This is a genomic window from Paenibacillus montanisoli (assembly GCF_003268025.1).
GTDB classification, from domain to species: domain Bacteria; phylum Bacillota; class Bacilli; order Paenibacillales; family Paenibacillaceae; genus Paenibacillus_Z; species Paenibacillus_Z montanisoli.
In genome coordinates, this window is record NZ_QLUW01000001.1 from 864,365 (window position 1) to 883,922 (window position 19,558).

The 19,558-nt window shown below is 54.1% G+C and carries 14 protein-coding genes; 12 read left to right on the forward strand and 2 right to left on the reverse strand.

What is annotated here, in order from left to right:
- Positions 1 to 48 precede the first annotated feature (48 nt).
- The 9 genes from DL346_RS03775 to DL346_RS03815 all read left to right on the forward strand — a co-directional run bounded on the left by DL346_RS03775 (position 49) and on the right by DL346_RS03815 (position 12,032).
- Positions 49 to 840 (forward strand): sugar phosphate isomerase/epimerase family protein, encoded by a 792-nt coding sequence (locus DL346_RS03775; protein ID WP_240633014.1) that lies wholly within the window; start codon positions 49 to 51, stop codon positions 838 to 840.
- Positions 837 to 1,961 carry a Gfo/Idh/MocA family protein gene (locus tag DL346_RS03780; protein WP_112880731.1) on the forward strand — a complete coding sequence of 375 codons (1,125 nt, stop codon included), beginning with the start codon at positions 837 to 839 and terminating at the stop codon, positions 1,959 to 1,961. Before DL346_RS03775 ends, DL346_RS03780 begins: the two co-directional genes overlap by 4 nt.
- Before the next feature lie 48 nt (positions 1,962 to 2,009).
- Complete coding sequence (locus DL346_RS03785) at positions 2,010 to 4,421, forward strand: beta-galactosidase (RefSeq protein WP_112880732.1); 2,412 nt, start codon at positions 2,010 to 2,012, stop codon at positions 4,419 to 4,421.
- Positions 4,422 to 4,845: 424 nt separating this feature from the next.
- Positions 4,846 to 5,802 carry an ABC transporter permease gene (locus tag DL346_RS03790; RefSeq protein ID WP_112880733.1) on the forward strand — a complete coding sequence of 319 codons (957 nt, stop codon included), beginning with the start codon at positions 4,846 to 4,848 and terminating at the stop codon, positions 5,800 to 5,802.
- Between the two features lie 19 nt (positions 5,803 to 5,821).
- The gene (locus DL346_RS03795; RefSeq protein WP_112880734.1) at positions 5,822 to 6,751 is read left to right on the forward strand and encodes a carbohydrate ABC transporter permease; all 930 of its coding nucleotides are present in this window, start codon (positions 5,822 to 5,824) and stop codon (positions 6,749 to 6,751) included.
- A gap of 59 nt (positions 6,752 to 6,810) precedes the next feature.
- Positions 6,811 to 8,727, forward strand: a complete 1,917-nt coding sequence (locus tag DL346_RS03800; RefSeq protein ID WP_112880735.1) for a type 2 periplasmic-binding domain-containing protein — start codon at positions 6,811 to 6,813, stop codon at positions 8,725 to 8,727.
- Between the two features lie 81 nt (positions 8,728 to 8,808).
- Positions 8,809 to 9,876 (forward strand): Gfo/Idh/MocA family protein, encoded by a 1,068-nt coding sequence (locus DL346_RS03805; protein WP_112880736.1) that lies wholly within the window; start codon positions 8,809 to 8,811, stop codon positions 9,874 to 9,876.
- A 95-nt stretch (positions 9,877 to 9,971) separates the two neighbouring features.
- On the forward strand, positions 9,972 to 10,934 hold the full coding sequence (locus tag DL346_RS03810; RefSeq protein WP_112880737.1) for a D-2-hydroxyacid dehydrogenase: 963 nt from the start codon (positions 9,972 to 9,974) through the stop codon (positions 10,932 to 10,934).
- A 75-nt stretch (positions 10,935 to 11,009) separates the two neighbouring features.
- Positions 11,010 to 12,032 carry a glycoside hydrolase family protein gene (locus DL346_RS03815; protein ID WP_240633094.1) on the forward strand — a complete coding sequence of 341 codons (1,023 nt, stop codon included), beginning with the start codon at positions 11,010 to 11,012 and terminating at the stop codon, positions 12,030 to 12,032.
- A 60-nt stretch (positions 12,033 to 12,092) separates the two neighbouring features.
- On the opposite strand, the gene DL346_RS03820 is transcribed toward DL346_RS03815, so the two are convergent.
- Positions 12,093 to 12,731 carry a phosphatase PAP2 family protein gene (locus DL346_RS03820; RefSeq protein WP_165822365.1) on the reverse strand — a complete coding sequence of 213 codons (639 nt, stop codon included), beginning with the start codon at positions 12,729 to 12,731 and terminating at the stop codon, positions 12,093 to 12,095.
- Between the two features lie 127 nt (positions 12,732 to 12,858).
- On the opposite strand from DL346_RS03820, the gene DL346_RS03825 reads away from it, so the two are divergent.
- The 3 genes from DL346_RS03825 to DL346_RS03835 all read left to right on the forward strand — a co-directional run bounded on the left by DL346_RS03825 (position 12,859) and on the right by DL346_RS03835 (position 18,144).
- Positions 12,859 to 13,542: a response regulator transcription factor gene (locus DL346_RS03825; protein WP_112880738.1), complete on the forward strand. Its 684-nt coding sequence runs from the start codon at positions 12,859 to 12,861 to the stop codon at positions 13,540 to 13,542.
- The gene (locus DL346_RS03830) at positions 13,535 to 14,941 is read left to right on the forward strand and encodes a sensor histidine kinase (RefSeq protein ID WP_112880739.1); all 1,407 of its coding nucleotides are present in this window, start codon (positions 13,535 to 13,537) and stop codon (positions 14,939 to 14,941) included. Before DL346_RS03825 ends, DL346_RS03830 begins: the two co-directional genes overlap by 8 nt.
- A gap of 80 nt (positions 14,942 to 15,021) precedes the next feature.
- A complete protein-coding gene (locus DL346_RS03835; RefSeq protein WP_112880740.1) occupies positions 15,022 to 18,144 on the forward strand; it encodes an efflux RND transporter permease subunit in 3,123 nt (1,040 codons plus the stop codon).
- Between the two features lie 66 nt (positions 18,145 to 18,210).
- Here DL346_RS03835 and DL346_RS03840 read toward each other — a convergent pair whose 3' ends face one another.
- On the reverse strand, positions 18,211 to 19,467 hold the full coding sequence (locus tag DL346_RS03840; RefSeq protein WP_112880741.1) for an MFS transporter: 1,257 nt from the start codon (positions 19,465 to 19,467) through the stop codon (positions 18,211 to 18,213).
- Between the last annotated feature and the right edge of the window lie 91 nt (positions 19,468 to 19,558).

Below are 19,558 nucleotides of genomic sequence, written 5' to 3' on the forward strand. Positions count from 1 at the left end.
ATCTGCGAGAAACAGCATTCCATATACGTTAATCGGGAGGCTATGGGCATGAACATGAAATATTCCATTCCATCGTATTCGTTTCACGGGCTGCACAGCGAAGGCAAGATCGACCTCTTTGGCTATTTCGAAACGGTAAGGTACCGGTATCACCTGGATTCGGCGGATATTTGGAACATGATGTTTGAAAGCTACGACGAGGATTATATGCGCAAGCTGAGAGAAGCGTTGGATGAGAAGGGCATGTACGTAGCCAACCTTTGCGTGGATGCGGCGGAGGTCTGGGATGTGGACCCCGTAAAGCGCGAGCAATTTTACCAGAACGGCTTGAAAAACCTGCGTGCTGCGGTCATTTTGGGCGCGCAGACGGTACGGATCGACATGGGCGGCCGGGAACGCGAGATGAGCCCGGAGCAGTTCGACTACACCGTCATGCGGTACAAGGAATACGCGAAGTTTGCGGCGGAGCACGGCTTCATGGTCGGCCCGGAGAATCATTGGGGCTCCTCGCGGGTGCCCGAAAATATCCGCAAAGTGTACGAAGCGGTGGATCACCCGAATTTCGGCATCCTGCTTCACTTAGACAATTGGGAAGTTGACAAGGAGAACGGCGACCGTCTGTGCGCGAAGTATGCATTCCACACCCATCTGGCAGCCGGGGTGATCCCGGCCTGCGAAGAGAAGATTACCATTCTGCAGGAAGCCGGATATAAGGGGCATCTCGGCATCGAACACCATTCTGGCAAAAACGAATATTCGCAAGTGGCGTGGCAGTTCGCGGCGGCACGCAACACCTGGGCGCTCATGCAGGCGAAGCAAGTGGAGGTGCGTCAGGCGTGAGCAAGATCAGAATCGGTATTATCGGGGCAGGGCTGATCGGCAAGGATCATTTGGAGAAGTACGAGAATATCGAGGACGCAGAAGTGATTGCGCTCTGCGACACCAATGAGACGCAGCTGAAGAAGATGGCAGAGCAGTTCCGCGTTCAGCATACGTATACCGATTTCCGCGAGCTCATAGCGCGCGACGATCTTGACGCGATTGACGTCTGCTTGCACAACAACCTTCACGCGCCGATAACGATCGCCGCCTTGGAGGCAGGCAAGCATGTTTATTGCGAGAAGCCGATTGCCGGCTCCTACGCGGACGGTAAGCGCATGGTCGATGCTGCAAAGGAAGCAGGCAAAATGCTGCACGTGCAGCTCGCTTTCCTCTATCAGACCGAGACGAAAGCCGCCAATCTGCTAATCGAGGAAGGCAAGCTGGGCAAGCTCTATCATGCGCGCTCTACCGGGCACCGCCGCCGCGGCCGTCCGTTCGTGGACGGGTATGCGACGAAGGAATTCAACCGCAAAGCGACCGCTTCGGGCGGCGCGCTGTTCGATATGGGCGTGTACCGCATTTCTCAGCTGCTTTACTTGATGGGTTTGCCAAAGGTGAAGACCGTGACCGGCAAGACGTATCAGGAGGTACCGATGGATGAGGAGCGCCGGGCGATAAGCGGGTTCGACGTAGAGGAGCTGGGCGTCGGCTTCGTCCGGTTCGAAGGCGGGCTGACGCTCGATATCATCGAAGCCTGGGCCATCCATTTGAATGGCTTCGAGGGCAGCAGCCTAGTCGGCAATGCGGGCGGCATCCGGCTTCCGGGACATACGAGCCAAGGCAAAACCCCGTTCAGCTACCACACGCTGCTCAGCGATATGGACATGGATGCGACATTTGATCTTGGCTATGCGAATTACCGCTGGCACCAGCTCCGCGAAAATACGGATGCTTACGACTCATCGCAGCAGCACTGGGTTGCAGCGCTGCAGGGCCGGGTCGAGCTGATGCCGACGGCCGAAATCGCGCTGCAAACGATTCTGGTCAGCGAAGGCATCTATTTGTCCGACCAGCTGGAACGTGAAGTAACGGTAGAGGAAATCATGGCGGCGTCTAAGTCCGTTGCCATTAAGCTATAATGCAAACCACTATAAAACCAGTCACAGTCAGGAGAATCGAAATTCCACATGATTGAAATCATCAATAAACAAATCGTCATCGACGGCACTCCGCAGTTAATCATGTGCGGCGAGGTCCACTATTATCGGCTGCAGAAACACGAATGGCAGGACCGGATCGACAAACTGAAGGATGCTGGATGCAACGCGGTTGCTTCTTACGTTCCGTGGCTGTGCCACGAGCCGGAGGAAGGGCAGTTCGATCTGGACGGCAGAACGCGTCCGGAGCTGGATCTGGCGGGCTTCATCGACCTGTGCCAAGCGAACGGCCTTTACTTCTTCGTCCGTCCGGGTCCGTTCATTATGGCGGAAATGAAGAACGAAGGCATTCCTTTCTGGGTATACGAGAAATACCCGGAAGTGATCCCATATGGCTGGGACGGCGCTCAAGCGACGACACGCACGCTCGATTATATGGCGCCGAACTTCCTTGCGGCGGCACGGAATTGGTATGCCGCCGTCATGGCGGTTATCGCACCGCGCTTGCATGGCAAAGGCGGCAGCATCATCGGCGTACAGCTGGACAATGAAATCGGCATGCTCTCATGGGTCAGCAACTGCCCGGATTTGACGGAGCATGTCGTCGCGGATTTCGCCGCGTGGCTGGGCCGCACTTATGGGGAAGCGGAGCTGAAGCAGCGTTATCCGTTCAGCCTGGAGGAAGGCGCAGAACGGCTGAAAGCGATTCGCTCGCCTGAGGAATCCTATTCGGCGGAGCTGCTGCATGACCTAGGCTACTACATGCGCAACCGGTTTGCCCGTTATGTGGCGGCGCTTCGCGAGTATGCAGAAGAGTTTGGCGTGACTGGCGTACCGTTCATCGTGAACATTCACGGCACAGGCGGCGGCCGCGGCTTTACGTTTCCGATCGGCATAAGCCAGCTGTATGAGTCGTATACGCAAGGGCCGGGCTACTTGTCGGGATCCGATATCTATTTCGGCGATCTAACGATGAGCAATTTTCAGGACTTGTACCTCATCAACGGATTCATGGATGCCGTTCATCTGCCGGATCAGCCGCTTACCTCCTTGGAATTCGAATGCGGCGACGGCAACTACGGCAACAATTATGGCGGACGCTACGACGTATCGGCTGCCGATTTCAAGACACGGATGTGCATCGCGCAAGGCAACCGGATGATCAACTACTACCTGATGACCGGCGGCATCAATTATCGCATGGACCAGAAGATCGGCGACGGCAACGACCGCGTCGCATTTACCGGCGAGCGTCACGGCTTCGCGGCTCCGGTCAGCCCCGAAGGGGAGCTGAATTACACGTATCCGCGCATGCAGCGTGCAATCAAGACAATGATGGCCGTAAAGGATAAGCTCGCCGTCATGAACGAGGAGCGCGATGGCGTAGCATTCGCGTTCATTCCGGACTACTACATGACGGAATACCGCTATCCGAAGAGCGGCAGAACGAAAGAAATCGTTCAAAATATCGAAGCGAACCGTGCGTACGGCGGCTGGGAAATTATGGCCCGCGGCATGCTGCTGGCAGGCTACCGGTTCGGCTCCGTCGACATTCAGAATAAGCCGCTTGATCCGTCGGCGACGCCCGTGCTTGCATTGCCATGCGCCCGTTACTTGAGCGCAGCGATTCAGCGCAAGCTGGCAGACTACTTGAATGCGGGCGGCGGGCTGCTGCTGTACGGAGAGGTGCCGCAGTTCGATATGGAAGGGAAGCCGTGCACGATCCTGAGCGATGCGCTCGGTATCCAAGTAGAAGGCTTCATCCATAATGGACCGCACTCCTGGCCGTCCATCATGACGGAGGGCTGGGCAGCGGGCCGTCCGGAGGTGCACACGGGCTTCGCGCAGCGCCTTGCGCCGGGCGACGGCGAAGTGTTTATGCGCTTGTACGATTCAGGCGCTGTCTGCGGTGTGGAAGCGAAGGCCGGCCGCGGCCGCGCAATCGTCATTGCGGCGTCTTACAGCGGCGACGTGCCGCTGTTCAAGACCGCGCTTGAGCGTTTGGGAGTTGAGGCCGGCTTGACGCATGACAACCGTCATTATGGCATATTTACGACCTCGACCGCGAACGCCGAGGGAGAGCGGTTCCTGCATGTGCTTAATTTAGACGGCTTCGAGAAAGAGCTGAGCCTGTCGGAGCGCGGCACGAAGCTATTCGGCGGCCGCAAGCTTGCTGTCGGAAGCAAGGACGGCTATATGCTGCCGCTTGGCGTGTCGTTCGGCGATGTGCGAATCTCATATGCAACCGCTGAGATTAACGCCGTTTCTTCTGATGCGATTTCCTTCAGGCTGACGCAGCCGGAAGATGTAATCGCGGTTGAAACGGAGCGCGGCATTGCGCCGAGCGAGGATTACATCGTTGACGAGCAGGACGGTATCAAGCTTGTCGTTTCCCGCAAGCATGCGAAGATCGACGACAAACTGACTTTAAAATTTGTTTAATGATTGGCTGAAGATTGATCAACTTCGAAAACCCCGTGAAAACGGGGTTTTTTCGCGCTTTTTTGTTGAATCGTTTCACCGACATCACCCTTGAATATGAAAATAGTATCATATAAACCAGGCGGTTTTTCGAAAAAAATGGTGGTCAATCCTTTTCACCACCGAGACAATGTGCTAAGATGTTTTTTGTGAAACGTTTCAATTGAAAAAGCCTCTATAAGAAACGCTTGTCGCTACTTTGATGTGAAAATGAGTCAGAATACGTTTTTTGGTCATGAAAGCGGTTCATTTGGATCGTTTTTTTTACAAAAGTTTATCGAATCGTTTCAACAGTTAACTGCCAAATATTGAATGAATCGTCAATCTTGAGGATTTGGACATAATAACGGTGGTTAATACGCAACTGAACTAGGAGGATTTACCGATGGCAACGACAACAAGCAAACAAAACGCAAGGCGCGTAAAGCGCGGCGGATTAGAGAAGCAAAACATCATGATTCTGTATGTTTTCCTAGTCCCTGCGCTTGTCCTTACTTTCATCTTCGCGTATCTGCCGATGTTCTCCAACTACATCGCGTTTCTGGACTATGATTTCAATAAAGGCTGGTTCGGCTTCGGAAGTGAATTCGTCGGCTTCGACAATTTCGAGAAGTTTCTGACGGACGAGAAATTCTATAAGCTCATCGGCCGTACGCTTCTTTATAGCGTGACCATGATGGTCGCGACGTTCCCGGCCCCGCTTATTTTCGCGCTGCTGCTAAACGAGCTTCGCGGCGACCGGTTCAAGAAGATCGTGCAGACGACATCGTATATTCCCCACTTCGTATCGTGGGTTACGGTTGCCGGCCTGTTCTATATGTTCCTTACCGTTGATCCGACGGGTATCATCAATAACATTCGCCAAATGTTCGATCCGGCGGCAGAGCGCATTTCTTACATGCAGGATGCCAAGAACTTCCTGCCGGTGCTTGTTATCTCGGAAGTTTGGAAAGAAACTGGCTGGGGGACGATCCTCTACCTTGCTGCGCTGACGAGCATTGATCCACAGCAATATGAAGCGGCTCAAGTGGACGGCGCAAGCCGCTGGCAGCGTCTTATTTATGTCACTTTGCCTGGCCTCGTGCCAACGATGTGCATCCTGTTGATTTTCTCGCTGAGCGGTTTGCTGGCGACGAACTTCGACCAAGTGTTCAACCTGCAAAATAAAATGATCCGGATGGAGACCGATACGATCGGCGTGTACACGTACTATCAAGGTCTTGTAAGCGGACAGTATTCCTATTCGGCTGCTGTCGGTCTATTCCAAGGCATCGTGGCCTTCATACTGATCATGCTTACGAACTACACCACGAAGCGGCTTAGCAACGTAGGCATCATTTAAAGGAAGGGGTTTACCGGAAGTGAGAGTTAGAGCAAACAAAATTAAACGTACTGCTGGTGAGCGGTCCTTCGATTTTTTTAACGCCTTGATTATGGTCATTTGGGCCTTAACCGCGATTTACCCGTTCTGGTACATCCTGGTGATGTCCTTCAATACGGGAGCCGACGCGGCCTCAGGCCCGATCTGGTTCTTCCCGCGCGTCTTCACGCTGGAGAACTATGCTTTCGTATTCCAATATGACAGGCTCCATTCCGCGTTTATCGTCACGACGCTGCGCTGTATTATCGGTCCTGTGCTTTCCGTTATCGTAACGATGCTGGCAGCCTTCGCGCTTTCGAAGCGTTTCCTGCCTGGCCGCAAAACCATTTTGTTCTTCTTTATGATTCCGATGTTTATCGGCGGAACGATCATTTCCAACTATGTCGTTATTTCCAAGCTGGATTTGATCAATAACTTCTTGGTTTACGTGCTTCCGGGTGCGTTCGGATTTTTCAGCATGGTCATCATGCGCACGCATATCGAGGAGCTGCCGGCTGAGCTGCAGGAATCGGCGTTCATCGACGGCGCAGGGTATTTCCGGATTTTCGCGCAAATCATTTTCCCGCTTTGTATGCCGGTCGTTGCCGCATTCGCGTTCTTTGCCGTTGTAGGCAACTGGCTGGACTACTACACGAACCTGATTTACGTCACCGATCGCAGCTTGAGTACGCTTCAGTTCGTACTGTATGAAATCATTAACCGTGCTGAGGCTAATACGGTTATCGACTTTACGAAGACATCGGGGGCCGCGGCTCGCCGGCTTATGGCTCAGAAGAACAATACGGTTCCGACGCCTGAGGTTATCAAGATGACGGTCATGGTTGTCGTTACGTTCCCGCTGCTTTTCGTTTATCCGTTTTTCCAAAAGTACTTCGTTAAAGGGATGTTAACTGGGGCAGTTAAGGCTTAATCAGCCGCTGCCTTTCCATAGTTAAGCTTATCAACATCAAAGGGAGGCTTTACGGTTTTATGAAAAAACTAGTCATGCTAATGCTGGCTGTCCTGCTGGCAGTTTCGCTCGCCGGATGCGGCGGCAAAAACACTAACAACGCACCGACCACTGAGGGCGGCAAAGCGCCTGCGCCTGTGGATCCATCAACTTTCAAAGAGATGCACCTGGAAGTTCTTAGCCAATTGCCAACGAACCCGCGTAAGCCGGTTGAAGACAAACTGACGCCGATCTGGCGCGAGAAAACGAAGGTTATTCCGGATTTCGTTGAAATTCCGGCGAACACGGACTACAAGAGCTGGCTCCAAATGCAAATTCTTGCGGACACCGTTCCGGCTGTAATCGCGAACCAAAACGGTATCGCGGATGACTCCGACAACATGGAAATGTTGAAAAAAGCAGGCATGGCGCGTGAAATCACGCTTGACGAGATCAAAGCTTACATGCCGCTGACGGCAAAACGTCTGGAAGAATTGGGCGTTACGGTTGAGCAATGGTATAAAGCTTCCGTCGATCCGATCGATGGCAAGCTGTGGGCAATCCCGTCGCTGCCAAGCCCGCTGCTCAAAGATGAATATCGCAAAACGCCTTACGGTGATGCCCGTCTGGGTAACGGCGGTTACGGCGTTTGGTTCCGTGACGATATCCTGAAGAAAATCTATCCGAATGCCATGAGCGCGGATGAATTTAAAAAGCTTGCCGTTGCGAACAAAGGCAAATTGACGCTTGAGCAAGTCATGGATTTCCCGATGAATTCGCTTGACGATTTGTATGGCTACTTGAAGAAAGTTCAAGATTTGAACATCAAGGAAAACGGTAAAGTCATTACGCCGGGTCACCTGCAGCTGGATAACACTCGCGGCGCACTGCAATGGTCCCTGTTTACGGCTTCCGGTTTGTCGCTGAGCCAATCTTATCCGCTTGTCATCAATGAATCCAAGAACCTGTATGCGGACTACCAGTTGACGCCGGAGTGGAAAAACTATATCTCGTTCATGAATAAAGGCTTCAAAGAAGGCTTGTTTGGTAAAGAATTCTACATCCAGAAGAACGAACAGCGTGACGCGAAGGTGATCAACGGCGAATACGCGGTCGTAAATATGTGGGCTCCAATCGCCGCCAACCAAGAGAAAGTGAAGAAGGAAGGCAAAACATACGGCTGGAGATTCTACCCGATCTTTGCCCAAGAGCTTGATCCGAACAATCAAGACTCTGCGAACCAATACTTCCCGCTGACAACAAGATGGAACTCGAAAGCGATCAACCCGAAAAAAGTTACGGACGCTATGATTCCGCAAGTCCTGAATTGGATCGACTGGAACAACTCGCTTGAAGCTGCCGACCTGCGTGCTTGGGGTACGCCTGACATGTATACGGGCGATGGCATGGAGCGCCGTTACAAGCCGGAATTCAAGAAGGTTGAAGAATACAAGCTGATTGGTAAGCAAGATGAAACAGGCGACGGATGGTACTACGGCATCCAAGGTCAAGACAGCACAATGACGAACCCTGAAGTTTACGGTCTAGCGATGGCGGACGAAATGGGCTTTGTGTACACGCCGCAAATCGTTTATCCGTTCAGCGAAAGCAACTACGACCAAGCAACGATCGTGAACACGGCATGGCAGCAGCACAACATGAAGAACATGACGTTGCTTGCGGAGCTTCCGGTTGACGATGCTACGCAGCAAGCACGAGCTGAGTACGATCAGATCGCGAATGATGTGAACAACAACCTCGTATCTCCGCACAATGACGAGCTGGACAACCTGATCGTCAAAGCGATCACAAGCCCGGTCGCGGACTTCGAGAAAAACTACAAAGCTTACACGGATGTTCTATCGAGCAGCGATATCGCTGACGGTATCACGAAACAAAAAGATGCTTGGTTGAAGTATTACAAGCTTCGCGAAGGCTTCCTGAAGAAGCTGAACTAGTGTAAGAATGGGTCACGGCTCTAACCGATCGGTTAGAGCCGCAGCCTTGCCATCATACATGAATCTGAGAGGATGTTAACGATGACGAAGAAACTGAAAGTTGGCGTAATCGGCGCAGGCGGCATTTTCCAATGGGCGCACTCCGAACCGTTGAAGAACCACCCGGAGCTTGAAATCGCAGCGATCTGCGATATCGACTTTGAGAAAGCGAAAGCGGCCGCGGAGCAGCACGGCATTCCGCAAGCGTTCGCGGATTACCGCGAAGTGATCGCGATTCCTGAGATCGACATCATCGACATCTGCACGCCGAACCTGTTCCACTCCGAAATCGCGGTTGCCGCTCTTGAAGCCGGCAAGCACGTATTCTGCGAGAAGCCGGATGCGGTTAGTCCTGAAGAAGCGATCCGCATGAAGGAAGCGGAAGAGAAGAGCGGCAAGAAGCTGATGGTCATGCGCAACAACCGTTTCCGTCCGGCTTCGCAGTACATCAAGAAGTGGATCGAAGGCGGCAATCTTGGCCAAGCTTACGCAGGACGCTGCGGTTGGACGCGCCGCCGCGGCATTCCGGGCAAGGGCGGCTGGTTCACGACGAAGGAACTATCCGGCGGCGGTCCGCTGATCGACCTGGGCGTACACTTCATCGACCTCGCGATGTGGTTCATGGGCAATCCGAAGCCGGTTTCGGTTTCCGGCGCAACCTACACGAAATTCGCGGACGCAGAAGACATCGCTGGCTCCGAGCACAGCAAATTCGGTTCGAAATCCGAAGACGAAGGCACGTTCGACGTTGAAGATTTGGCGATCGGCTTTATCCGTTTCGACAACGGCGCATCGCTGCAAATCGAGTTCAGCTGGGCATCGAACATCGAGCAGGAAGAGAACTTCGTCGAGCTGCGCGGCACGAAAGCCGGCTTCCGTTTCAGCAACGGCAAGCTGGGTCTCTATGGCGAAGACCATGGCGTCGTAACGGATACGGTTCCTCACCTGGGCCAAGACACAGGCGGTCACGGCGAGAACCTGTCGCACTTCATTGACGTCGTTCAAGGCCGTGTCGAGCCGATCTTCACGATCGACCAAGGCGTGGATATGATCAAAATTCTTTCCGCGATTTACGAATCCGCTCGTACTGGCTCGGAAGTTAAACTGTAAGGCATGCTTCGGCATGAGCCCATATCGGCCGTTTAGGCTGGTATGGGCTTTTTCTATGGTATAGTAAGGAAAGGATGGCGAGGAGGAACGATGCGATGAGAAAGCTTGTATGCGTATATGATTTGGAGGAGAAGCACCGGCAGCGGATCCGCGAGGCCGCGCCGGGGTTTGAAGTGGTTTTTGGCGGTGACGCCGATGAAGCGGGGATGGCGGAGCATTTCGCCGACGCGGAAATTCTCGCGGGCTGGGATGACGCCGCTGCGGCCGCCGCGCTTCGGCCGGGGACGCCGCTGCGCTGGGTACAAGCATGGGGCGCCGGCGTGGAGCAAATGCCGTTCGCTTCCTTCGCGGAGCATGGCGTGCTGTTGACGAACGCTAGCGGCGTACATGCCAACGGAATTTCCGAGACGGTGCTCGGCATGATGCTGGGCTTTACCCGCAAGTTGCATTTGACGATGCGCAACCAGGTGGAGAAGAAGTGGGACTGGCTCGGCGGCCTCGGCGAAATTCACGGCAAGGTACTCGGCATCGTAGGCGTCGGCGCGATCGGCGAAGAGCTGGCAAGACTCGCGCAGGCGTTCCATATGCGCGTGCTTGGCGTGCGCAATTCCGTTAAGCCTTCGCCGTATGTGAATCAGATGTACGGTGCGGACGGACTGGACACGCTGCTCGCGGAAAGCGACTACGTCGTCGTCACGCTGCCGATCACGAAGGATACCCATCACCTATTTAATAGGTCGAAGTTCGCGTTGATGAAACCGAGCGCTTTCTTTGTGAATATTGGCCGGGGTGCGACGACCGTCACCGACGATTTGGTTGAAGCGCTTCGGACGGGAGTCATCGCGGGAGCCGGGCTTGATGTATTCGAGCAAGAGCCGCTGCCGTCCTCGCATCCGCTGTGGGAGCTGGAGAATGTGATTCTTACGCCGCACAATTCCGGCAACTCCATCTATTACACCGACCGCGCGGTCGCTATTCTTGTGCACAATTTAGCTTCTTATCTGAGCGGCGGCCGCCAGCCGATGCGCAATGAAGTGAGCTTGACCCATCAATACTAAGAAGTAACGGAGAGCTGGATGCAGCCATAATGCGAAAAGGAAAACGGTGGAAGGCGGTCGGTATCGTTGAACACGGTGGACATTTTTCAAGCCGAGCATCTTAGAACGCCATATAAGTTGGGGCGGCCGGTGCTGCAGGGCTCCGGCGTGCAGGGGAGATTCGATGAACGGGCGGTGGATTGCCCGTTTATGTTCGAGCATCGGGGCCAGTTTTATATGATGTATGTCGGCTTTGACGGCATCGGTTACCAAACGGGGCTTGCGGTCAGCGATAACTTGCTCGATTGGTTGCCGAAAGGGCTGATGCTGGAAAGGCTGGCGGACTCGTCGCGCTGGGATCATGTCGGCGCCGCCGGGTCATGGATGCTGCTCGAGTCGGCTTCGCTGGATGAGCCGCCGCGGCTGAAGAAACTGGACGGCAAGTATTGGATGATTTATCACGCCTATCCTGAGGCCGGGTACGAAGCCGGAGGCGCCGTCATGGGGCTGGCATGGTGCGAGGATGAAGAACTGCTGCAGTGGCACCGCTTGGAGGAGCCCGTTTTTACCTACAAAGATGGCGGCGCATGGGAGCAGGGCGGATTGTATAAATGCTGCGTCGTGGAAGCGGGCGGCAAGTACTGGATGTTCTACAACGCCAAAGGAAGCGGAGAGTGGCCATGGCTGGAGGAGACGGGCGCGGCTTATTCGGAGGATCTGGTCCATTGGACGCGCTATGACGGCAATCCGGTCATTGAGGTAAAGGAAGGCAGCTTCTACGGGCAATTTTTCAGCGATCCGTGCATCAAGTATGAGGGCGGCCGATGGGTCAATTTCGGCTTCGGCTTCGATGGCAAGCATGCTCAGGGTGCGCTCGCGGTTTCGGCGGATCTGCTGAGCTGGACGGTTTATCCGGAGCCTTGGATTCCGCGAGGAAAGCCGGGCGAGCTGGATGCGTCGCATGCGCACAAGTCATCGGTCATCCGCTGGAACGGCATGCTTTACCATTTCTATTGCGCTTGCCGGCCTGCGGCGGCGGGCGATCGCACGCTCATCGCGTATAGCGAGGAAGAGCGCGAGTTCCGCTGCATCACGGTTGCGACTAGCCGGCCGCTGTGAAAGGCAATTGGGCGAACAACGCAAAAGCAGCTGTCCCTCACGGGACAGCTGCTTTTTCTGCTACATATTCGCTCGCTGCGCGATTGGCTTTGCCTTGCGGAAAGAAGCCGTGCGCTCTGCGCGCATCACGAGCCGATAGACGATATCGGCCAGAATGATGCCGCCAAGGGCGTCAAAAATAACATGCTGTTTGATAAAGAACGTTGAGATAATAATAAGCGAAGACATGCCGTAAATCAGCGTCTGATTCAGACGGTTGCGGAAGTTGCTGCTGTGCAGAGCCTTCATCACCATGTAGCTGGAGAAGCAATGAATGCTCGGGAAGCAGTTGAACGGCTGATCTCTGCCCCACACATAGCCAAGCAGGCGTGTAAACGGATCCGTTCCATCGATCGGCGGCCGCGGGACCGTCGTCTGGAAGACGAGGTAGATGCCATAGCACATGAGCGCGCAGATGGCGTACGTAATGAGCGAGCGCCGATACACGGCCGGATCTTTGATGAAGAAGTAGATTAAACATATATAAATATAAAAAATCCATACGGAGTAAGGAAGCACGAACGCTTTGACGAGCGGAATCGCCCGGTCCAGATCCGTTACCAAGCTGTATACTTGGGCTCCGGGCCTATTCGTTAAAGCATATAGCCAGCCTAACACCGGAAAAATAAGCATGCTGGTCAATGGCAGAAAACGTTTCATTTGAACCCCCCATGTGAAAAAAACACGATGTACTCTAGCAACTCTTCTAGCAATCTTGTAATAATAAGATATTGTGAATACAGTTGCAAGCACCAAAAGCAAACAAATTTCGAGGCGGTTAGACAAAATGGCGAAAATTATGCTAGTAGATGATGACATTCATATCCGGGAGCTGGTTCGGCTTTATTTGAGCGACGAAGGGTACGACATCGTGGAGTTCGAGAACGGCGAGAGCGCTTGGCTCTATATCCAGTCGAATGCCGCGGACCTGATCATCATGGACATCATGATGCCGCGCATGGACGGCTACGAGCTGTGCAAGAGGCTGCGCGCAGCCGGCGACATGCCGATTCTGATGATCACGGCCAAGGGCGAATCGGAAGACAAAATCAAAGGCTTCCAGCTCGGTACCGACGACTATCTGACGAAGCCGTTCGATCCGATGGAGCTGGTGGTCCGGGTGAAGGCGCTGCTCAAGAGATATCGGATTACCGCATCACAAATGGTCACGATCGGAGACATCGTCCTTGACCGGATCGGATATCAGGTCATCTATAAAAACACGGATACTGCGGTTACCATCCCATTGAAGGAGTTTGAGCTGCTGTACAAACTGGCAAGCTATCCTGGTCAATTATTTACAAGGGCAGCGCTGATCGAACAGATATGGGGTTTCGAGTATGAGGGTGATGAGCGGACGGTGGACGTACATATTAAACGGTTAAGGGAACGTTTTGCAGAATATGAAACATCGTTTCGAATTGTGACACTTCGAGGGCTCGGTTACCGGCTTGAGGTGCTGAATGATTAAGTCGCTGTATGTCCGCACGGTGCTCGTATTTATCGCGGTCGTCATTGTCAGTCTGTTGTTTGCTTTTTTTCTCGCGACTTGGCTGTACAGCAACAGCATTAAATCGCTGGGGGAGGAGCAGCTGATCGCAACCGGCAAGCGCATCATCGAAATGATCCGGAAGGAGCCGGGAACCGGCGATTCCGCTCGTCTTGAAGAAGTGAAGAGCGACATTTTGCTGCCTGGATTAAAGGTCAACATCGTCGATGAGCACGGTGCTGTCGTGAAATTCAGCAGTGAAGTAAGCAGAGTCGCGCAAATTCCGATTACTTCCGAGCAATACGAGCATGTCATCAAAGGCGGCATTTACAGGGGCTTGGTGAAAGCCAAGGCCGAAGACCGGCATGGTCCGGACCAGCTCTTGATCGGCCTGCCGTTCGAATACCGTGACCGGTCATATGCCTTGTTCATATCTCCGGAAATTAACGAGCTGCTTGACGTATTCCGAAGAGTCATGCTGACCGTACTGGGCAGCGTGCTTGCGATGGGCAGCCTGCTGATCCTGCTCGCTTCGCGCTTTATCGTCAAGCCGCTTCAGCGGCTCACGCGCGCGACCAAACGGATGGCCCAAGGCGATTTCGGGATCGTGCTGCAATCGAAACGAAAGGATGAGCTCGGCGTGCTGACCGCCAGCTTCAATGAGATGGCCCGATCGCTACGAATGCTGGATGAGATGAGGTCTGATTTCGTTAATAATGTGGCCCATGAATTCCAATCGCCGCTCACGTCGATCACCGGATTTACGAAAGCGCTGCGGACGAAGCCGATGAATGAAGCGGAACGCCGGCATTATTTGACGATCATTGAAGAGGAAAGCCAGCGGCTGGCCAGGCTGTGCGCCAACCTGCTGCGCTTGTCGGTGCTCCAACAGGATCTACGTCCGGCGCATCCCGCATCCTACAGGCTTGATGAGCAAATCCGCAGGATCATTATCGCGAGCGAGCCGCAGTGGAGCGCCAAACAGCTCGAATTCGACCTGGAGCTGCCGGATATGACCATTTACGCCGACGAGGATAGTTTGGACCAGGTGTGGCATAATTTGATTAGCAATAGCATTAAGTTTTCAAAGGACAAAGGCAGCATTGGGATCACGCTTGAAGAACGGGACGGGATGGCCGTCGTTACGGTCCGCGACCATGGCAAAGGGATTCCGCCGGAGGAGCAGCAGCATATCTTCACCCCTTTTTACAAAGTCGATAAATCAAGGGATTATGCTGTCAAAGGGAATGGATTGGGACTGTCGATCGTGAAACGGATCGTCCAGCTTCATCATGGTAAAATCGGCGTAACGAGCGTACCGGATCAGGAAACGGCGTTCAGCGTGAAGCTTCCGCTGCATCCGGCCTGGCTTGGTTCGTAATTTTGTAACGCCCAGTACATATTCAGTTCAAATTTCTCCTGTATAGTAGCCTCTAGAAAGAGAAGAGGAGAGATCGCATCATGAGTTGGTTAAGTCGTGTCAGTCTGAAAAATAGCGTAGCGGTGGTTATTCTCTGCATTCTAGTGCTAGGGTTTGGCTTCTTCTCCGCAACGCAAATTAAGCAGCAAACGTTCCCGGACGTGGATTTCCCGGCTGTCGTCGTACAAGCCGTTTATCCGGGCGCCTCGACGGAAGAAATCGAATCCGAAGTGACGGTGCCCGTAGAAGAAAGCTTACAGGGGCTTAAGGGCTACGAGGCCTTGACGAGCACGACATCGGAAAATGTCGCGAGCATCATTCTCCAATATCCGTTCGGCTCGAATATGGGCGATAAGGTGAAAGATGTCGAGACAGCCATCGCCAAGCTCGACACCCCGGAGAAAGCGAAAGTGACGATCCAGCGGCTGAATATCAATGCGGCACCGATTTACGAAGCGGGCGTTTTCTCGTCGAAGGATGATCCGGCGGCGCTGCAGAAGGTGCTGGAGGAGCAAGTGGTGCCAAAGCTCAAGAAGGTAGCCGGCGTTAGCACGGTTAACTTGAAGGGCGTTGTTTCGCAAGAGCTTCGAATTGACGTGGATAAAGATAAAGCCGCGCAGCGCGGCATTTCGTTGAACGCGATCCAAACGGCGATTCAGCAGCTGGACTATGCGATGCCTCTTGGTTCGGTGACCACCCAGGACAGCACGTCGATTCCGATTCGGCTTGTCGGCAAATTAACGACGCTGAAGCAAATCGAAGATCTCGAGCTCGGCGGCGCAGGCGCGGGACAAGCGGCAGGCGCGGCTGGAATGCCTGGTGCGGGCGTAGGTGCTGGAGCGGGTGCAGGAGCTGTCGGTCAAGCCGCTGCGCCGAAGGTCAAGCTGTCGGATATCGCGAAGATTACAACGGTTTCGACGCAAAACGAAATAACCCGTTTCGACGGACAAGCCAGCTTCGTCGTACAGGTTGTGAAGACGCAGGACGCCAATACGGCGGAAGTATCCGATAAGGTGAAGGAAGCGCTGGATTCCTATAAGGGAAAAGCTGACCTGGACATTCACCTGATCCAGGACCAAGGCGCTGAAATCAAGAAATCGGTCTCCTCGCTGATTAAGGAAGGGCTGTATGGCGCGCTCTTTTGTGTCATCATTATATTCCTGTTTTTGCGCAATATACGGGCTACGCTGATTTCGATCCTCTCGCTGCCGATCTCGATATTCGCAACGATCGCGCTGATGAACGAAATGGGCTATACGCTCAATATCATGACGCTCGGCGGGATCGCGGTGTCGATCGGCCGGATCGTCGACGACAGTATCGTCGTCATCGAGAACATTTACAGATGGCGCCAAGAGAAGGGCCGCGAGATGAACGGCAAGGAGCTTGCGTACAAAGCGACTAAGGAAGTGATCGGCGCTGTAGGCTCCTCGACGATCGCAACGGTTGTCGTATTCCTGCCGCTAGCCTTCGTAACGGGCATTATCGGCGAGTTTTTCCGACCGTTCGCGATAGCGGTCGTGATCTCGATCGTCGCTTCCCTGCTTGTTGCCATGATGCTTATTCCGGTGCTTGGCGCGAAGTTCTTCAACCACATCAAGCCGCATAAAGAAGGCGGCAAATTTATGACCTTCTACGAAAAGCTGATTCGCGGCGCCCTGAACCGCAGAGCGCTGGTGCTTGTTCTCTCGATCGTGATTCTGATCGGATCGTTCGGTACGATTCCGCTGCTCGGCGTAGCGTTCCTGCCCGCGGGAGAGGTTCCTTCGATCGGCGTCGATTTGAAGCTGCCGACGCAAAGCACGATTGAGGAAACGAACGAAACGGCCCAGAAAGTGGAAAACTACTTGAAGGATTTGAAGGGCGTCGACAATTACCAGGCGTCGATCGGCGGCGCGGATAATCCGTTCGTCCAAATCGGCTCCAATGCCAACCGGGCGACGTTCACCGTTCAATTCAAAGAAGGAACGGTCATGGACACGATGATCGATGACGTCGGCGCCGATTTGAAGTCGCTGCTGGCTAAAGAAGCGCCGGATGCGACCGTGAATGTCCGTGAAGGCGTGCAGAACGGCCCGCCGGCAGGCAATAGCATTGACGTCAGCTTGTACTCCGACGATATGGCTTCGCTATCCACGGCATCGCAGCAGGTCGAGAAGCTGATGAGCTCGAATGCCGATATGAAGGATATCTCGAACAACTTGAAAGAAATTACGCCGAAATGGGTTATCTCATTGAACCAGACGGCTAAAGATTTGAATGTCTCGTATTTCCAAATCATGGCCGCCGTAAACGAGCAGCTGCGTCCGACCGATGTCGGTACGTACGAGCTGGATAATAAGAGCTGGGATATCACGATGTCGTATGCGCAGCAAATTACGTCGAAGGAACAGCTTGAAGCGATTACGATCCCTACGATGGCCGGCATGAAGCAGCTGAAGGAGCTCATAACTCTGACCGAGTCCAGCGCGCCGGTAGCCATCAACCATGAAGACGGCAAAATGTCGGCGAAGGTAACCGGCAACGTGAAGGATGCGAGCAAGACGGCAGCTGTTACCAAATCGATTACCGAAGATATTGACAGCTTGTCGCTGCCAAGCAACGTCGAAGTGAAAATCGGCGGCGGCTCGGATATGATCAACAGCGGCTTCCAAAGCATCGGCATAGCGATGGCGGCTGCAGTCGGGCTTGTGTTCCTCGTGATGAGCATGACCTTCGGCGGTTTGCGGACTCCGCTCATTATTCTTTCTTCGCTGCTCTTCGTACCGGTCGGTTCCCTGGGCGCGCTTCTGATCACGGGCCAATCGCTCACGATGAGTTCGATGATCGGGATGCTGATGCTTGTCGGCATCGTCGTCACGAACGCCGTCGTCCTGCTCGACCGCGTAGAGAAGAACCGCAAGGAAGGCATTCCGCTTCGCGAATCGCTTGTTGAAGCATCCAAGACAAGGCTGAGACCGATTCTGATGACGGCATGCGCAACGATTCTCGCGCTTGTGCCGCTTGCGCTGTCCGAATCGTCGACAAGCTTGATCTCCGGCGGTCTTGCGATTACCGTAATCGGCGGCTTGACGACGTCGACCATTCTGACGCTGATCGTTGTGCCGGTCATCTATGAAATTACGGGCAAACGCCGCAAGTTCGAAAAGGAATTGGATTTCTAAAATAAACAAAAAGAAAGCCTCCGGCTCTCCATTCTAACGCAAGGGAGAACCGGAGGCTTCTTTCGATTATTGCGGCGTTGCGGCCGCCGTTTCCGCATGTGCTTGCAGGGCGGCTTGGCGAATCCGATAGCGCCGGTTCACGAGCGAGTGAACGACGAAGAACATCGTTGATACCGCGGCCGTAATGACGGCAAGCCAAGCGACCGGCGTCAATTGGCCGATATCGTACAGATGGCCCATCAGGTAGGGACCGAGGACGCGGCCCGCGGATCCGATTCCGCCGGCAAGCCCGAGATAGAATGGTGCCTGCTTGCCGCCGTTCTCGCTGAGGAAGGCCGGAATGGCCGGGGCAATCAGCATCTCGCCGAATGTAGTGAGTACCATGCCGAGCACCATGCCCGGAAAGCTGTGCATCGTTAGGATGACGACGTAGCCAGCCAGGTAGAACAGCGCGCTTGCAGTCAGCTGGGCGGTGATCGTGCGTGCGCTCAAACGCTTGATCAGCGTAATAAGCGGCTGCGCGACGAAGATGAGGATGCCGTTCAGCGTCCAGAGGTAGCCGAACATTTGCTTAGGCAGTCCTTCGCTGATAATGAACGGCGAGACGCCGGTATTCCAAATGCTGTTCCCCAAGTTGATCAGCATGGTGCCAAGCGCCATGAACAGATAGATGCGCACATCGAGCAGCAGCGACCAAACGCTTGCGTTTTGCGGCGAGAGCTTTTTCAGCTTAACGGCGGAGGAGGAGTCGCCGCCCGTTCCGACGCGCTGCAAATAAAAGAGGAAGAAGATTGCAAATACCGCCGAGGTGACACCGTTCATCGAGAAGCTGAGCGAGTAGGAAATATCGGCCAGGAAGCCGCTGAGCGCGGTGCCGATGGCGACGCCGATATTGTTGGCGACATAGACGATATTGAACAGCTCGCCGCGCCGGTCAGCGAAGCGAAAGCCGATGAAGGCCTGGATCGCTGGCATGGACAGCGCGTTGAACAGCCCGATCAGCCCCATCATCGCGATGAAGATTGGCCACGAGTGGCTGAGCAAGGGAAGCAGCAGCAGTCCGGCGGCGTTGAGTCCGAGCGCGCCGATGATCAGCCGCTTCACGCCGAGGCGGTGGTATAGCGCGCCGCCAAGCAGCTGGCCGGCGATGCCGCCGAGCGATTGCACGAGAATGACGAAGCCGGCGTCGGCCATGCTTCGGCCGAGCTCGTCGAAGACGAACATCGTCACAAGCGGCCACATCAGCGCGCTGCCGACCGCATTAATCAGGCTTGCCGCCAGAAAAACTTTTATTTCTTTCGGATATTGACTAAGGATACGCATTGGTGTGTTCTCCTGTTGGGTATGATGAAATAGGGCAAGCTTCTATTATACGTCATTGCCGGCTGCCAGGGCACCAACGAAATTTACCACT

Bases quoted from the DNA above. Each gene is read 5' to 3' on its own strand.
- DL346_RS03825 (WP_112880738.1), top strand. From the start codon at position 12,859: ATGGCGAAAATTATGCTAGTAGATGATGACATTCATATCCGGGAGCTG.
- DL346_RS03830 (WP_112880739.1), top strand. From the start codon at position 13,535: ATGATTAAGTCGCTGTATGTCCGCACGGTGCTCGTATTTATCGCGGTC.
- DL346_RS03805 (WP_112880736.1), top strand. From the start codon at position 8,809: ATGACGAAGAAACTGAAAGTTGGCGTAATCGGCGCAGGCGGCATTTTC.
- DL346_RS03820 (WP_165822365.1), bottom strand. From the start codon at position 12,731: ATGAAACGTTTTCTGCCATTGACCAGCATGCTTATTTTTCCGGTGTTA.
- DL346_RS03840 (WP_112880741.1), bottom strand. From the start codon at position 19,467: ATGCGTATCCTTAGTCAATATCCGAAAGAAATAAAAGTTTTTCTGGCG.
- DL346_RS03790 (WP_112880733.1), top strand. From the start codon at position 4,846: ATGGCAACGACAACAAGCAAACAAAACGCAAGGCGCGTAAAGCGCGGC.
- DL346_RS03800 (WP_112880735.1), top strand. From the start codon at position 6,811: ATGAAAAAACTAGTCATGCTAATGCTGGCTGTCCTGCTGGCAGTTTCG.
- DL346_RS03810 (WP_112880737.1), top strand. From the start codon at position 9,972: ATGAGAAAGCTTGTATGCGTATATGATTTGGAGGAGAAGCACCGGCAG.
- DL346_RS03775 (WP_240633014.1), top strand. From the start codon at position 49: ATGAACATGAAATATTCCATTCCATCGTATTCGTTTCACGGGCTGCAC.
- DL346_RS03835 (WP_112880740.1), top strand. From the start codon at position 15,022: ATGAGTTGGTTAAGTCGTGTCAGTCTGAAAAATAGCGTAGCGGTGGTT.
- DL346_RS03785 (WP_112880732.1), top strand. From the start codon at position 2,010: ATGATTGAAATCATCAATAAACAAATCGTCATCGACGGCACTCCGCAG.